This window comes from Syntrophobacter fumaroxidans MPOB, assembly GCF_000014965.1.
GTDB lineage: Bacteria > Desulfobacterota > Syntrophobacteria > Syntrophobacterales > Syntrophobacteraceae > Syntrophobacter > Syntrophobacter fumaroxidans.
The window spans coordinates 4,070,498-4,086,845 of record NC_008554.1 but is presented as its reverse complement, the minus strand read 5'-3'; the positions used below and the strand labels follow the sequence as shown (position 1 = coordinate 4,086,845).

Genomic DNA, 16,348 nt, shown 5'->3' with positions numbered 1-16,348 from the left:
TATTAAAATATTGGATTATTTGATCAAATATTATTTTTAAAGAAATGTATTATATATTATAAGGATTTTGTTAGGCAATTCACTGATGCATTTTAGATTTCAAATTAATACACTATCTCAAACATTCTAAATGAGCTGTTTTTTGTTAAGAAGCGAGTGGCCACTTCTTTTTCCATTATTATGCCTGAAACTCCCTTGACCGCCATCATCCTCACCTTCAACGAGGAAATCAACATCGTTCGCTGCCTCAATTGCCTCGACTGGGCGGATGATGTGGTCATCGTTGACTCTGGAAGCGCCGACCGGACCCTGGAGCTGGCTGCGCAGGCCCGTCCGGACATCCGGGTATTCACTCACCCTTTCAAGGATTTCGGCGACCAGCGCAACTGGGCGCTCGACAACGTTCAGCCGAAACACGAATGGGTTCTCTTTGTCGATGCCGATGAATTCTGCGTTCCGGAACTGGCCCGGGAGATCGGCGAGTACATTCGCTCACCGGGCGACACCGTCGGGGCATTCATCGCCGGCAAGAACCACTTCATGGGTAAATGGCTCCGCCATTCCGGCCTTTATCCCTCTTACCAGTTGAGACTGCTCAAAATGGGGGCCGTGCGCTACCGGAAGGAAGGGCACGGTCAGCGCGAAGTGACGGACGGTAAGGCGGCCTTTCTGAAAGAGGGATGGATACACGAAGGTTTCAGTAAAGGTTTAACGAATTGGCTCGACAAACACAATCGATATAGCACTGAAGAAGTGGACCTGATGGTGCGTCTTAGGAGCGAACCTCCCGGGCTGCGGCAACTTTTCTCCAAGAACCCTCTTCGCCGGAGGGAATGCATGAAACGCATGGGCGCCAAGCTGCTGCCGCTCATGCCACTTCTGAGGTTCGGGTACCGGTATGGGCTCCGTGGGGGGTTCCTTGATGGAAAACCGGGGTTTCTATTTTCTCTTTTATACGCTTCAGTCAGCATCCAGGTGGTCGCGAAGGTGTACGAGGCGGAACGCAACAGGACTCCCATGGGCGATGATCGAGCAAGAAGGCCTTCAAATCGGATTTGACGTGCAATAATCCGGGGCGTATTCGGTTTGTGGAAGACTGGTTGCTCTCACCAAAAATCCTACAGCAGGCATCTGCGGAAGAGGACATCTGCTGGGTCGGGAACTTTGAATGCGCTATTTCCCAAACCCCGGTCGACACCCCGGAGAAGGCCTACCATCTTGTCTTGCCGGAATCGGCCTGGGAATGGGTCGTGCGATCGCCTTTCCGGGCATTGAATCTTGCGAACAACCACTCGGCCGACGCGGGTGTGAAAGCCCTTGAAAGGCTCGTGCGCCGGCTCATGGATGAGACGACGATACAGCCCTATGGTCTGACGTTCCTCCCTTTCGCCCGCCTTCAGGTGGGCCGATACCGGTGTGCCGTCATTGGTTGCGCGGAACGGGGATACCCCCCTAACCGGATGCTCTTGCCCCTGGACGCCGTGGAAAGGGAGATCGCTCGCATCCGCCCGAATGCGGACCGAGTATTCATCACACCCCACTGGGGATATGAGGGCGAATTCGCCGGCCACCCGTCCCCCCGGCAGCGCAAACTGGCCAGACATTGGATTGAGGCCGGTGCCGACGGGATCTTCGGGCATCACGCGCATTCCATTCATGGCGTCGAGACCATCCGGGCAAAGCCGGTCTGGTTTTCTCTCGGCAATTTCGACTTCGATCATGTGGAAGGCGCAAAGCACCCTCTTTCCGGCCTGGGATTGACGGTTGATTATTCGGTTGCCGAGCACGATTCCTGGGTGTACCAATTCATCTGGCACCACGAGTTGATGCCTTTTTCAGCGGCGCTCCAGCCCCGCGCCGAAAAATATCTGCATGAAATCTCGAAGGACTTTAAGGGCGTATGCGGATGGCCAACGCGAAAATGGTTGCGGTCTGTGGGGCCTCGCTATATACGAAAGTCGGATTCGAGTTGGCGGAATCGGTTACGCAGAACCCCCCTTCCTGGAGTGATTGTGAAATGGATGCTCTGGAACCTGCTGCCGAAGACTCTGCTCATGCGAATGGCCTGCCTTTGCACAGAAGCGGCACCTCTCACAACGGTAAGAGAGTTCGAAGAGAGTCTTGCTCCAATGTGGCCACGCAAGTGAGCCTAAGAGAATGAACCGGGTATAGACTTCTTGTCCTACACAACACTTCGACGAATTTATGAAGGCTTACCGCCTCTTCTGAAATCGCCGATCCGATTCGTGCCGTTTCATATCTTGGCGGGAAAGAGCTACTCCGAGACTATCAGACGGGGCCGTTTTCTCGATCGAGCGAATAGAGGCGAGATGCGCGCCTACCAGGAAGAGGCGCTGGAGAAGATCCTGAGTTTCGCCTGCGATCAGATCCCGGCTTACAGGCATTTGAGATCGGTTGTTGCAAGATTCCGCCCCTTCGATGCTCTCCAGGAGTTTCCCCTACTCGACAAGGAAACCCTGCAGAGCGATATGTCTGGCTACCTTCCCCGGGATTTTGATCGGATTCCCCACCATGAATGCAGCACCGGGGGCACCTCCGGCAATCAACTGAGGTTTTTCCTCGACGACCAATCCCAATCGATTGAGATGGCCTTTATGCACTTGCAGTGGGCGAGAGTCGGGTACACACCCGGGTGCAGAAAGGCAACCTTTCGCGGGGTCGAGTTCCGGTCCGTATCCGATAGGATTTACTGGCAGCCAAACCCCGTCTATAACGAATTGCAGTTTTCCCCGTTCCACATGAACGAGGCCACCCTCGACCGGTATCTCCACAAACTTGGGCAATATCGTCCGCGCTTCATTCACGGGTATCCATCCGCCATATCGCTGCTCGCCGACTTCATAACCAGGAACAGGCTGAAGACTGGTATTCGCTTGCAGTTAGATGCCGTTCTGCTGGCCTCCGAAGGGATTCTGCCAGGACAACGCGAGCTGATCGAAGAAGCCTTTTCGACAAGGGTGTATTCGTGGTACGGGCACAGCGAGCGGGTGGTTCTGGCGGGCGAATGCGAAAAGAGTCCTGCGTACCATCATTTTCCCGACTACGGCATACTTGAAATCATCGACGATAACGGCAATGTGTTGCAAAAGGAAGGCGAACCGGGAGAAATCGTGGGTACCGGTCTCATCAACCGTTCCCTGCCGCTGATTCGATATCGAACGGGCGACAAGGCACGAATGCTTGGGCACGAGTGTGCCTGCGGCCGCTCCTTTGACCGTTTCGATCAGGTGGAAGGGCGGTGGCGACAGGAATTCGTCATCGGGAAGACGGGATCCAGGATTTCGCTCGCGGCACTTAACATGCATGGCCCGCTTTTTGACCATATCGTGCGTTACCAGTATTACCAGAAACGCGCGGGAGAACTTCAACTGCGCGTGATGGTTTCGAGTGGTTTCACGGCATTGGAGAAAAAAGCTTTGCAGGAGGCTTATGCCCGGAAGACGGGGTCGGAGTTGAGCGTTGAAGTCAAGACTGTGGAGGACATTCCTCTGACTTCCCGAGGCAAGCTGCGCCGCCTGGTTCAGAACCTCCAGACCGGGCCTTCTTTCAGCGAGATATAGAACTCTTTTTCATCCTGTCCCCAAAGGGAACCGCTGTTTTCTCATATCGCGTAAGAACACCTCCCTTTGAGGGCCGATGAATTCTGCCAGGATGAGCAAATGCTCCAAATCACACAAAACATCCGTGACGGACGCCTGAGCGTGGTTACGGTTCCCGAGCCCCTGGCCCGGCCGGGACACGTGCTCATCGCCAATGCCTGCTCCCTGATCTCCGCGGGCACCGAGAAGATGGTGATGGACCTGGCCGGAAAGTCGCTCCTCGGCAAGGCGCGGGAGCGACCCGACCATGTGCGGCGCGTCCTTCAAAAGCTCCGCGGCGAGGGGATCCTTCAAACGCTTGCCCAGGTGAGGGAGAAACTCGACGAACCCATGGCCATGGGCTACTGCTCCTCCGGCATCGTGCTGGCCTGCGGAAGCGGGGTGCAGGAATTCAAACCGGGCGACCGGGTCGCGAGCAACGGGCCTCACGCCGGCGTGGTGTGCGTTCCGAAAAACCTTTGTGCAACGGTGCCCGATGGCGTGTCCTTCGAGCAGGCGGCGTTCACGGTACTGGGAGCGATCGCGCTGCAGGGAGTCCGGCTGGCCCGCCTGAGCCTCGGCGATACGGCTTTCGTCATCGGGCTGGGCCTGGTCGGCCAGCTCGCGGTTGCACTGCTCAAGGCCCAGGGCTGCCGAGTTCTGGCCACCGATCCGGATTCCGCGAAGTGCGTCCTGGCCGCGACTTTGGGCGCCGACCCGGCCGCCCCCCATCTGGACGCCGGCCGGGTCCTGCGACTCACGCGCGGCCTGGGTGCCGATGCCGTCCTCATCGCCGCATCCACCAAGTCGGACGGCCCGGTGGAACTGGCGGGCGAGGCGGTGCGGCAAAAGGGCCGTGTGGTGGCCGTCGGGGCCGTCGGGCTGAATTTGCCCCGCCGGCCCTACTATTTCAAGGAAGCCGAATTCGTGGTCTCCTGCTCCTATGGCCCCGGGCGCTACGACCCGGAATACGAAGAAAGAGGGCGCGACTATCCCGCCGCCCACGTGCGCTGGACCGAACAGCGCAACATGCAGGCCGTCCTCGACCTCATGGCGTCGGGGCGCCTGGATGTGCGGCCTCTCATTTCACATCGGTTCAGGATCGAGAACGCGGAAGCCGCATATGCGTTGATCGAAGCCGGGATGCAACCCTATCTGGGAATCATCCTCGAATACCCGGATAAGCCGGCTCCACTGAAAAGGCTGACGCTCCCCGCCGTCTCGGGCGTCCGGCAACAGGATTCCATCGGGGTCGGATGCCTCGGGGCGGGCAATTTCGCCCGCATGGTTCTTCTCCCTGCAATCGCGAAGGACAAACGGCTGCAACCCCGCATCATCTGCTCGGCCGGCGGGCTCAGCGCGGCGCATTCCGGATTGAAGTCGGGGTTTGAGGCAGCCACGGCGGATGAGGACGAGGTATTCAAGAACGACCGAGTATCGGCGGTCTTCGTCGTCACCCGCCACGACCGGCATGCCTCCCAGGTGATCGAGGGGATTCGCTCGGGCAGGCATGTTTTCGTCGAGAAGCCGCTCGCCCTCACGGTGGAGGAATTGATCGCCGTCGAGGCGGCTCTGGGCGAAGCCGTTTCCGCCGGGTCCGCGCCGCTCCTGATGGTCGGTTTCAACCGGCGGTTCTCCCCGGCGGCCCGCCGGGTGAAGGAATTCTTCAGCGCGGTGCATGAGCCTCTCACGGTCATGATCCGCTTCAACGCGGGCGAAATTCCCGCCGAGCACTGGACCCAGGACGAGTCAACGGGGGGCGGGCGCATCATCGGAGAGGCCTGCCACGCCATCGATCTGGCCGCCTGCCTGGCAGGCGCTCCACCGGTGCGCGTCTTCGCCGAGTCGATCGGCGGTCTTTCCTCGCCCCGAATCACGGACGACCAGTGCTTCATAACCCTCAGGCACGCCAACGGGGCGATCTCCACCGTGGCCTACCTTTCCGGAGGCGACAAGGCATTCCCCAAGGAGCGGGTGGAAGTGATCGGAGGGGGACGAATCGCCGTCATCGAGGATTTCCGCGAGGTGATCACCTGCGCCGGCGGGAAGATCGCCAAAACGCGGCTGGGCCGGCAGGACAAGGGGCACCGGGCGGAAATCGAGGCTTTCGCGAGCGCCGTGGCCGACGGCGGGCCATGGCCCATACCATGGGAAGAGCTGCGCGCCGTTTCGCTGGCAGCCATTCTGGCCGTTCGAAGCATCCGGGAAGGAGTGCCGTTCGAGTTGGATTCGGCACTGTGAGTGCGGTAGTCTCAAATCAAAGACAACCCATATGAAAATCCTGCACGTTGTGGGCGCGCGGCCCAATTTCATGAAGGTGGAACCGGTTGCCCGGGCCCTGGCCGGTCTCGAAGGACTCGACCAGATCCTGGTGCACACCGGGCAGCATTACGACCCCGACATGTCGGACGTCTTCTTCCGGGAGCTCGGGCTGCCGGCTCCCGATGTCAACCTGGAAGTGGGCTCGGGCACCCACGCCGTTCAAACCGCCCTGATCATGATGCGCTTCGAGGAAACGGCCGGGGAGCAGAAACCGGATCTCGTCATGGTCTACGGGGACGTCAATTCCACCGTGGCGAGCGCTCTCGTGTGCGCAAAGCTCGGCATCCCGGTGGCGCACGTCGAGGCCGGCCTGCGATCGTTCGACCGGTCCATGCCTGAAGAAATCAACCGGCTCCTCACGGACCAGATATCCGACCTGCTTTTTACTCCTTCCCGGGACGGTAATGAGAATCTGGCTCGGGAGGGCATCCCGCAGCACAAGGTTCACCTCGTGGGCAATGTCATGATCGATACGCTCGTGCGACTTCTGCCGGCCGCGGACCGCAGATGGCCCGAACTGCGGCGCTCGCTCGAACTGAACGGGAACTTCGGCCTGGTCACGCTGCATCGCCCGGCCAACGTGGATGAGCCGTCCCGGCTGGCACGCCTGATGTCCTCGCTCGAGACAATCGCGGACCGGCTACCACTTCTGTTTCCGGTCCATCCCAGAACGCGGGACAGGCTTTCGATCCCGGGCCTGAAACGGGCGAATTCGAGCCTCAGGCTGATGGACCCCGTCGGCTACCTGGATTTCCTCGCGCTGCAAAAACGGGCCAGGGTCGTCATCACGGATTCGGGCGGCATCCAGGAAGAAACGACCTTTCTTGGCGTGCCGTGCCTGACCATGCGCGAAAACACAGAACGGCCGGTCACGATCGCCACCGGGACGAACACCCTCGTGGGATCGGATCCGGCGGGGCTCGAGCGGGAAGTGGAACGGGTGCTCGACGACGGCGGCAAGTCCGGTTGCGTGCCTCCTCTGTGGGACGGCAAAACCGGCGAAAGGATCGCCGGCATCATCGGGCGCCTGTATCTCTAATGCTGCTTCCCCTGAATTCCGCCAACCGGTTCTTCAGTTTTCGGCACCCCGGTTGACCGACAAACCCGGCGAAATACTATCGTTTGGCTTGAGGGAAGCCACACCGGGCATCTTCCGGCCCGAACGCGACGGCCCCACATGCGATGTTATACGGATTTACCTAGAAAATAGACTCCCTCGGGAGTCTGTTTTCATGCTTCGCGGGTGTCGCAGGGGGCATGGATAATTGCGTTCAAAATGATACTCTCAAAGCGTGGGGGACGTATCCCCCACACCCCCTCGCCGCTTCGCGGCTCCGTGTGGCGCTGCGGCGGCGGCCTTCGGCCAGTCGCCGACAGCGCCGAGCACTCGGCCTCACGCGCTTGCGCGTGTGGCCGAAACTTGGGGGGTGCGGGGGAATCATTCCCCCGCTCTTTTGTGCTTGAAAGATCCATCTCTTATGAAACTTCGTATTACATTTCAGGCATCCGGGCGGATGCCCGAACACCGGTGCGCACCTGCTGCACGCCTATCCCTGCGCTGAGTCGACAGTGAACCCCCATTTGTTCTTTCATACCGTTCGGTACCTCCGGCCCCGCCAGGTCATCTTCCGGGTGGCCCGTGCTCTGCTCCCGTTTTCGCGGTTGCCCGGGCCCCTCGGGCCGCACCGGCTGCGGCCAAGAGCTTCGGAACCCGCGGCGGAGCTCCGGAGCGACGGGTTCGACGGTTCCGGCTTCACTTTCTTGAACCGCAGGCTGCCGTTTTCCGGTCCCGAACGGTGGCGGCAGCCCGGTGCGGACCGGTTGTGGACTTACAATCTCCACGCCTTTCGTTTTCTGAGCGGAATTCAGCCCCGTGACGGCCTCTTTCTGGTTTTGGACTGGATCGCGGAAAACACCGATCCGAAAGGTCCGGGATGGGAACCCTATCCTCTTTCGATCCGCATTCGGGAATGGATCGAATGGGTTCACTCAAACAGGGGTCTCGACGAAGCCGCCGCGCATCGGATCGTGGGCAGCATCGCCCGTCAGACGGCCGCGCTGGAGGCACAGATCGAATATCATCTCATGGGAAACCATCTCCTGGAGAATGCCGTCACGCTTTGCTGGGCCGGCTTGAGCCTGGACGGGGAGCGTGCGTCGAAATGGGTACGGCGCGGCCTGTCGATCCTCCGGGAGGAGTTGGCCACGCAGGTGCTTCCCGATGGAGCACACGACGAGCGCAGCCCCATGTACCAGGCGCTGCTTGCCGAAGCGCTGCTGCGGCTGGCCGGAGTCGCGGACAAGGTCCGAAGCCGGGATGCGGACACCATCGGGCACCTGTCCCAATCGGCCGGCACGAATCTGCTCGGTTCCCTGAGCCGGCTGGTCCATCCGGATGGCGAATACGCGCTGCTCAATGACTGCGCGCTGGGGGTGGCACCCACTTACGGAGCATTGATCCAACGGTTCATCGCCGGGGGAGACCCCGGGATGGAGAACCTCGATACGCGCCTCGGCGCGTGGGCATTGGCCGACGCGGGATATTTCGGGTGGCGGGATGGCTACGGCACCTGCCTCGTTTTCGATTCGGGACCGATCGGGCCGGACCATCAACCCGGCCACGGCCATGCCGACGCTCTCTCGTTCGAGCTGAGCCGCCGGGGCATGCGCGTGATCGCGGATACCGGCGTTTTCACGTACAATCCGTGTTCCGTCCGCCAATATGATCGCGGCACCGCCGCGCACAACACCATCCAGGTGGACGGCCGGGACCAGTCTGAATTGTGGGAGTCTTTTCGCTGCGCGCGCAGGATCTCGATCCGTTCCGCCGGCACAGGCTTCCGGGATGGTGGTCTCGAGTTGCATGGTTCCTGCGGAGGGCCGGGAAAAAGCGGGCAGACCGTGATGCACAGCCGGAGCATTCGAATCGAACCCCCGGTGATCGGGTTTCACGACGAATTGACCGCGCCGGGCAGACACCAGGCCGTCCTTCGGGTGCACTTGGCCCCCGGGCTCACCTGTTCTCTCGACTCGGACGGCTGGAAAGCGGCGGCCGGTTCGGAGGCGTTGGCGCGGGTGAGCGGCCGCGGTTTCTCTTTTGATGCGACGACCACTCCCTATCACCCCCGTTTCGGGGTGGAAATCGATCGCCCGGCGCTTTCGGCCGCATTCGATTTTCACGATCGACTGGAACTGAACTGGTCCATACATCTGCTTTGACCGGGAGGTCCGTCCGCGTCCCTTCATGAGAATCCTGTTCCTTTCACATTACTTCCCTCCCGAAGTCAACGCACCGGCCATCAGGACTTTCGAGCATTGCAGGGAATGGGTGCGTGCGGGCCACGACGTGCACGTGGTCACGTGCGTGCCCAGTCATCCCCGCGGCGTGCCTTTTGCCGGCTATAGAAGGCGCTGGTACGACCGATCCCTGCTGGACGGGATTCACGTTCACCGGGTGTGGACCTACCTGGCTGCGAATACAGGAGTTTTCAAGCGCACGCTCAATTACCTGTCCTTCGTGCCCACATCGGTGTGGCGTTCGCTGAGACTCGGAAAATTCGACGTCATCGTCGCCACCTCCCCCCAGTTTTTCAACGCTGTGGCGGGGCGACTCGCCGGGGCGCTGACACGAACCCCGTGGGTTTTCGAGCTCCGGGATCTATGGCCGGAATCGGCGGCCGCGGTCGGGGCCGTAAGGAATTCATGGATTCTGCGTCTCACGGAACAACTGGAACTTTCCTTGTACCGGAATGCGCTCGCCGTCGTGTGCGTCACGCGTGCTTTCATCGATAACCTGACCGGGCGCGGTATTCCCGGTTCAAAAATCGAGTATGTTCCCAACGGCATCGACGTCGAATTCTGGAAAGCGGGTGACGCCCGCGTCGTACGATGCCTGCACGGCCTGAAGCACGATGACGTTCTGGTCAGCTACATCGGCACGGTTGGCATGGCCCATGGTCTGGAAGTCCTGCCGGCGGCAGCGGCGTCGCTGCAAAGATCGCATCCCCATGTACGTTTTCTTGTTGTCGGTGACGGAGCTGAATTATCGTCAGTTCGCGCCCACGCCGAGGCGATGCGACTGACAAACGTCGAATTCACCGGGCTGGTGCCGCACAAAACCGTCAGGGATTACATGGCGGCAACCGATATTTCCCTTGTAGTGCTGCGCGGATCGGAACTGTTCAAGACGGTCCTGCCGTCGAAGATGCTCGAGGCAATGGGCGCCGGAAAACCCATCGTGCTGGGGGTGCAGGGGGAAGCCAGGCGGATCCTGGAGCTGTCCGGCGGCGGCATTGCCGTTGCGCCTGAAGATGGCGCGGCCCTGGCTTCCGCCATCATTGAACTGGCGGAAAACCGGGCATTGAGACGGAAAATGGGAAATGCGGGACGGTCCTTCGCGATTCGTGAATTCAACCGCAGTGAATGGGCACGAAGATATGCCGACATACTCAAAGAACGGGTGCACGGGCCGGGCGCTGATTGAAGCGTCATTGGACAACCTCTGCCGGAAGCGTGATTTCAGGACCCGACAGAATATATGGTGTTCCCGCAAACGGGATAGCGCACATCGAATTGGTGATTTGCCGGTAGATGTTTACCCTCCAAGCAAATTTTTTGTTGGGACCGAACGCCATTTGAATCATCCGGAGAAAATTTCTTCAGTTTGTTTTAATATTGTCCGTAGTTCTTGTGTAACATTAAATTTGTGTTATGTTCGCAATGGCGAATTCGCAGTCTGCCGTGTGATTGGCGCTGCACTGTCGAAACGGTTGATTCGTCTCTGAGTCCTCATGACGTTCGTCATTTGGTGATCGATGTATACTATTCTGATCGCGTTTCTCGCATCCCTCCTCCTGGCCCTGACGCTTACGCCGGTGGTGGGAAGGATCGCCAAACGACTCGACGTCGTCGATCGGCCCGCAGCGCGCAAAATCCATGTCGAACCGATTCCCCGGCTGGGCGGGATTGCCGTCTACCTGGCTTTCATGTTGCCCTTCTGGGGCTGCGTGCTCTTTTTCTCGTCATACTGGGATTCGTCCTTGATCTGGATTTCGGCAGGGGCCACCGTGGTGTTCGTCATGGGGCTCTGTGATGACGTTCACCAGCTCCGCCCGGACGTGAAGTTCCTGTTTCAGATCGTGGCGGCCCTCCTGGCCTGCGAGGGCGGGTTGTTCTTCAAACAGATCGCCTTGCCGTGGGGTTCCGAATTCTCCCTGGGATGGTTTTCCGGTATCGTCACTCTGTTCTGGGTCCTCCTGGTGGTGAACGCCGTCAACCTGATCGACGGACTGGACGGGCTGGCGACCGGCACGAGTCTTTTCGTTTCCCTGGTTCTGCTGGTATTGACCGAGAACGGCGGCAACACCGCCGCTGTTGTCGGCCTCGCCGCCCTGGCCGGAGCCTGCATGGGATTTCTGCGTTACAATTTCAACCCGGCGTCGATCTTCCTGGGTGATTGCGGTAGTTACTTTCTCGGCTTCATCCTCGCTTCGCTCAGCATTCTCGGGTCTCTCAAGAGTCCTGCAACCGTTGCGATCATCATACCCATCGTGGCCCTGGGGCTGCCGTTGATGGACACGATCCTGGCGCCCATACGAAGGTTCGTGCTCGGCCGAAGCATGTTCCAGCCCGACAAGAGCCATATCCACCACAGATTGCTCAGAATGGGGCTCAGCCAGCGCAAGGCCGTCCTGATCATGTACGGGGCGACACTGTTTCTCGGAGTGTTTGCACTGCTCATCGTCCACGCGAGGGATGTCAAGGCCGGGTTCCTGCTCCTGGTTCTTGGATTTCTTGTCGTCTTCTTCATACGCAAGATCGGCTACCTGGAATACGTGACTGTTGACAAGGTTGTGGGCTACTTCCATGACGTCACGGACGTGATGGGCTTCGCGCGCGAGCGCCGCACGTTCCTGGACCAGCAGCTTCACATCGCCCGTGCCGCGAGCGTGGAGGAGATGTGGGAGCGCATCGTGAGCGCATGCGAACTGCTCAAGATGGATGAAGCCAGGATTCATTTCAATGGAGTCTGGTGGAACGGCCCGGGAGACACCTACAGGTGGTGCCTCAACGAGATCTGCCTCGACCTGGACCAGTGCCGGGACCGCGTGCTGGTGCTGGAGCTGCCGCTGGTGAACGGGAGCAAGAGCTACGGCACGCTGTCGCTGAGAAAAGATCTGCTCCAAGACCCCATAAGCCATTACACCCTGAGACGCATCGAGCACCTGAGACGCACCGTTGTGGCGAAGCTCAAGGAGCTCGAGGACAAACAGGGCTCTCTCCAGTGTCGATCGGTCGATCGGCCGTCTCCTGTAGCCTCAAGTCTCCCGATAAATGAAACCGCTCATCATGCCCCCCAGGCCAGGCGTCCGCTCATATGACCCTTTCGGGGCCAACAGAGGCCCGGGCGTGAGACCTCTGGGCAGCATCTTCCTGACCCGGGTCACGATCGCCCTCCCGGTCCTGTTCCTCCCGTTTTTCCTGGGGGGCGCGCGCCCCTGGTTCTGGAGCATGTTCGCCGCGCTGTTCATGATCGGAACGGCGGTGCTGTTGTGGATGGAGCCCGAATCGCCTTCCCTGATGCGGGAAATCCCCGTGAAGTGGCAGGGTGCCGGAGTCTTCATCCTGGCTTTTCCGGTTTTGCAGCTGATTCCCCTGCCGCCCTCCGCCCTGGCCGTGCTGGCTCCGCACCGCCTGCTCTGGCTGCAACGGGCCGCCGAGGCAGCCGGAAGCCCGCAGGGGGGATGGGCTGCAATTTCCTATCTTCCCGTGATGACTATGTTTTCCCTGTTCTGGTGGGTGTTTCTGGTCCTGTTCGGCATTCTCTTGCGAAACGCCCTCCGGGAAGGCTCTCCCGAATGGTTCTTTCGCCTGCTCTTTTTCGTGGCTGCGTCCGAGGCTCTCTACGGCATCCTGCAAGTGCTCGTGCCTTCCCTGGGAGTGCTCTGGGAAGCCGCCGGGACCGGCGACGCACGGGGAACCTTCGTGAACCGGAACCACTTCGCCGCGTTTCTGGGAATGATCTGGCCGGTCCTTCTCGGGTATACCCTTTCTCCGGAAGAACCTCCTTCGAGATTGTCCCGGCAAAAGACCTACGATGCCCGGGAACGAAACGCCCAGATCAGGCAGAAGCAGTTGTTTTTTTCCTTTCTTGTCGGCATGGTGCTGTTTGCCCTGGTCTTTTCCGAATCAAGGGGGGGTATTCTCAGTGCCCTGATCGCTCTCACTGCCTTTACGATCATCGGCAGAATACGGCGACCGGGCATGCTCGCTTTCGTCGTCGTCTGCTGGGGGGTGATGATCGCCTACGGGAGCATCGTCGGCTTCGGCAACATCATCGCCCGTTTTGACGTCCTGGAGGGCGGCGCCTTGGGCCGTTTCAAGATTTGGGCCGACAGTTGCCGGCTGATTCGGGACCATTTCCTGACCGGAACCGGTCTGGACACCTTCGCTCACGCGATTCGTCTCTACCAGTCCCATCTGCTCGACGACCAGGAAATCGTCCATGCGCACAGCGACTACCTCGAGCTCGCCGGAGAGCTGGGCGTGCCCGTTGCCGCCGGGTTGACCGTGCTGGCATGGGGATACTGGGTCCTGGCAGCCCGGCGCGCATGGAAACTCGATGCCGGGGAGAATCTGCCCGATCGCCGGCGTTCGAGCGGTCCTTCCGGCACCCTTTCCCTTTCCGACATTCCAGGCGGGTCAGGAAGTGCGATTCACCGTTCTCCGATTCCGGCGGGGCTGCGGGCCGGTGGGATTCACTGCGAGAGCGGCGGCGACTCGCGGAGACGTCTGATCGCCGCCGGGGCACTGGCGGGCTGCCTGGCCTTTCTGTGCCACAGCGTGGTGGAATTCAACTGGCAAATCCCCGCCAATCAGTTATATTTCGTCGTGCTCATCGTTTTGATGAGTCTTTGAAAGCAAGCGCTCTCACCTGAAGCGACGTTGGGGATCGAATGAAAGTCGGAATGGTTTTCCCGGCATCATGGCGGGCCAGAAGCGTTCAGGCACTGACCTGGAGCATCCTGTGCGAGCTTTTTCGTCACGCCATGGCGGCCCAGGGGGTGGAAGTGAAGCTGTTCGGGCTGGACCCGCCTCCGGAGCGGGGGCCGATCCCCCCGTTGTCCGATTCGGACTCATCCGCCCTCGAGTGTCTCAGCCTTGGCGCGGCAATGGAGGAAGCATCGGAATTCGATCTTCTGCACACCCATGACAACCTGCTTTCGGTTTCGTACGCCCCCTTCGTTAAGATCCCCATCGTCTCGAGTTTTTACGGCCGTTTGTCGGAGGGAGTGCTGCCCATATTCCGCAAATGGAACCACCGTTGCGCCTACGTATCGGCCAGCGACGCATCACGCGATTCGAGCCTGGATTATGCCGGGACCATCTACCCGGCGGTCGATGCAAGCGTGTTCAACTGTCGCGCCAAGCCCGGCGACCATCTGCTGTGGTATGGACCGGTCGGTAAGACGGGCGGGGTTCGGGACGCCGTTGAAATCGCGTTGCGCTCGGACCGGAAACTGCTCATTGTCGGCAACATCGAAGACCCTGACTACTACGAGATGGAAATTGCCCGCTACGTGGACGGCTCCAGGATAAGGCACGCACCTTCCCTCAGTCCCGAAAAGCTCGGGGAGCTGTGGGGAAAGGCCGCGGCGGTTCTGTGCACCTCCGAGGAGCCTGCCTTCCCGCTTCACATCCTCGAATCGAACGCCTGCGGAACGCCGGTGGTCGGATTCAACCGGGGAACCATGGCGGAAATCGTGAAAATCGGCGAGAACGGAATCCTCGCCGCGGACATGGACCGGATCGTCGAGGAGGTTCGCAGAATCGACTCCTGGGACCGCTCAGCCTGCCGCCGGTTCGTGGAAGAGCGATTCAACATGGAGCGGATGGCCTGCGAGTACGTGCAGCTCTACCGCGCCGTTCTGGAAAGGACAAAGCCCCACGCGGCCATGTCCAGGCCGCCATGGGGCCTGTGGACGGTCCTCGAGGACAGCCCGACCTACAAGGTCAAGCGCGTCGATGTGCTCCCCGGGAAGAGACTGAGCTATCAGCTGCACTACAAACGGTCGGAACACTGGATGATCGTCCAGGGTCAGGCCCTTGTAACCCTCGACGATCGAAAAATCCCGCTCGAGGTGGGAGAGTACATCGACATCCCGGCCGGCGTCAAACACCGGATCGAAAACCCCGGCACGACGATCATGAGCTTCATCGAAGTCCAGCAGGGGACGTATTTCGGCGAAGACGACATTATCCGGCTCGAGGACGATTACGGGCGCAAGGGAACGGTCTGCTGAGAAGGACGGCTTCATGTACGTGGTGATCATGGCGGGCGGTTCCGGAACGAGGTTCTGGCCTGTCAGCCGTAAGGCGCGGCCCAAGCAACTGCTGAGCATTATCGGCGATCAGCCGATGGTCAAGGCGACTTACGAGCGGATCAAAGGGCTCGTGCCCGATTCCCGGATCATTCTGGTGGTGGGTCGTGAGCATTTCGACGAAACGAGCCGACTCTTCTCGGGAACCGAAGTTCGCATCCTGGCGGAGCCCCAGGGAAAAAACACGGCACCCTGCATAGGGCTGGCCGCGAGATACGTGGAATACCTCGCCGGCAATGCCCCAATGGTGATCCTCCCCGCGGACCACTTCGTCGCTCGGCCCGCTGTTTTCAGAACCGCGCTCATGCATGCCGTATCACTCTCGGCCGACGACAGGGCCATCTTCACTCTCGGCATCGTGCCCACACGACCTGAAACGGGTTACGGGTACATCGAGACGGACCCGGTCGAACGGAACGCCGACGGGGTCGCGTTCCATCGGGCCAAACGGTTTGTGGAAAAACCTCCTCTCCACAAGGCGGAGGAATACCTGCTCGGAGGCGGCACCTACTGGAACGCCGGTATCTTCATTGCCACATCCTCCCTTCTGCTGGCGGAATTCTCGGAGCATATGCCCGCGTTTCATTCGGGACTGACCGGGTTGACCGGGTTTGACTCGGACGAACATGCTCAACGGTTGGCTTCGCTCTACGAAGGAATCGACGGCATCTCTTTCGATTACGCGATCATGGAGAAAACCGGCCGGACCGTCTATGTGCTTCCCTGCGACTGCGGCTGGAGCGACGTTGGCTCATGGTACAGCCTCTACGAAACGCGGCGGGCGGAACAGGACGAGGCGGGAAACCTGGCCGAGGGAGACGCGATGCTCATCGACTGCCGGGGTTCTTTCGTCATGGCCCGGGGCAACAGGCATGTGGCGGCACTGGGAGTCAAGGGGATTCTGATCGTGGACACCGAAGATGCGGTGCTCGTTGCGGACCTCGAAAAGACGCAGGAAGTGAGGAAAGTGATCTCCGGCCTGAAGGACCGTTGCCTGAACAAGCTGCTTTGAACGCCAAGGATTCCTTTCGAGCAGGGTGACGCCGG

The 16,348-nt window shown here is 60.1% G+C and carries 11 protein-coding genes; all 11 read left to right on the top strand.

Translation table 11 applies throughout. The features are described from left to right. Positions 1 to 195 precede the first annotated feature (195 nt). The 11 genes from SFUM_RS17225 (at position 196) to SFUM_RS17175 (ending at position 16,313) form a co-directional block, all read left to right on the top strand. On the top strand, positions 196 to 1,059 hold the full coding sequence (locus SFUM_RS17225) for a glycosyltransferase family 2 protein (protein WP_049766413.1): 864 nt from the start codon (positions 196 to 198) through the stop codon (positions 1,057 to 1,059). Positions 1,060 to 1,088: 29 nt separating this feature from the next. Then, positions 1,089 to 2,147, top strand: coding sequence for a CapA family protein (locus tag SFUM_RS17220; RefSeq protein ID WP_011700131.1), 1,059 nt, complete (start codon positions 1,089 to 1,091; stop codon positions 2,145 to 2,147). A 183-nt stretch (positions 2,148 to 2,330) separates the two neighbouring features. After that, positions 2,331 to 3,581 carry a phenylacetate--CoA ligase family protein gene (locus SFUM_RS17215; protein WP_011700130.1) on the top strand — a complete coding sequence of 417 codons (1,251 nt, stop codon included), beginning with the start codon at positions 2,331 to 2,333 and terminating at the stop codon, positions 3,579 to 3,581. A 99-nt stretch (positions 3,582 to 3,680) separates the two neighbouring features. Then, a complete protein-coding gene (locus SFUM_RS17210; protein WP_011700129.1) occupies positions 3,681 to 5,840 on the top strand; it encodes a bi-domain-containing oxidoreductase in 2,160 nt (719 codons plus the stop codon). Positions 5,841 to 5,871: 31 nt separating this feature from the next. After that, complete coding sequence (gene wecB / locus SFUM_RS17205; RefSeq protein ID WP_011700128.1) at positions 5,872 to 6,960, top strand: non-hydrolyzing UDP-N-acetylglucosamine 2-epimerase; 1,089 nt, start codon at positions 5,872 to 5,874, stop codon at positions 6,958 to 6,960. A gap of 722 nt (positions 6,961 to 7,682) precedes the next feature. After that, positions 7,683 to 9,140 (top strand): heparinase II/III family protein, encoded by a 1,458-nt coding sequence (locus tag SFUM_RS22040; protein WP_150109552.1) that lies wholly within the window; start codon positions 7,683 to 7,685, stop codon positions 9,138 to 9,140. A gap of 25 nt (positions 9,141 to 9,165) precedes the next feature. Continuing rightward, positions 9,166 to 10,404 carry a glycosyltransferase family 4 protein gene (locus SFUM_RS17195; protein ID WP_011700126.1) on the top strand — a complete coding sequence of 413 codons (1,239 nt, stop codon included), beginning with the start codon at positions 9,166 to 9,168 and terminating at the stop codon, positions 10,402 to 10,404. Between the two features lie 331 nt (positions 10,405 to 10,735). Next, entirely contained in the window at positions 10,736 to 12,301 is a 1,566-nt protein-coding gene (locus SFUM_RS17190; protein ID WP_011700125.1) for an MraY family glycosyltransferase, read from the top strand. A gap of 28 nt (positions 12,302 to 12,329) precedes the next feature. Continuing rightward, positions 12,330 to 13,838 carry an O-antigen ligase family protein gene (locus SFUM_RS17185; protein ID WP_011700124.1) on the top strand — a complete coding sequence of 503 codons (1,509 nt, stop codon included), beginning with the start codon at positions 12,330 to 12,332 and terminating at the stop codon, positions 13,836 to 13,838. Positions 13,839 to 13,876: 38 nt separating this feature from the next. Beyond that, positions 13,877 to 15,223, top strand: coding sequence for a glycosyltransferase (locus SFUM_RS17180; RefSeq protein WP_011700123.1), 1,347 nt, complete (start codon positions 13,877 to 13,879; stop codon positions 15,221 to 15,223). A gap of 13 nt (positions 15,224 to 15,236) precedes the next feature. Then, positions 15,237 to 16,313: a mannose-1-phosphate guanylyltransferase gene (locus SFUM_RS17175; RefSeq protein WP_011700122.1), complete on the top strand. Its 1,077-nt coding sequence runs from the start codon at positions 15,237 to 15,239 to the stop codon at positions 16,311 to 16,313. Positions 16,314 to 16,348: the final 35 nt, after the last annotated feature.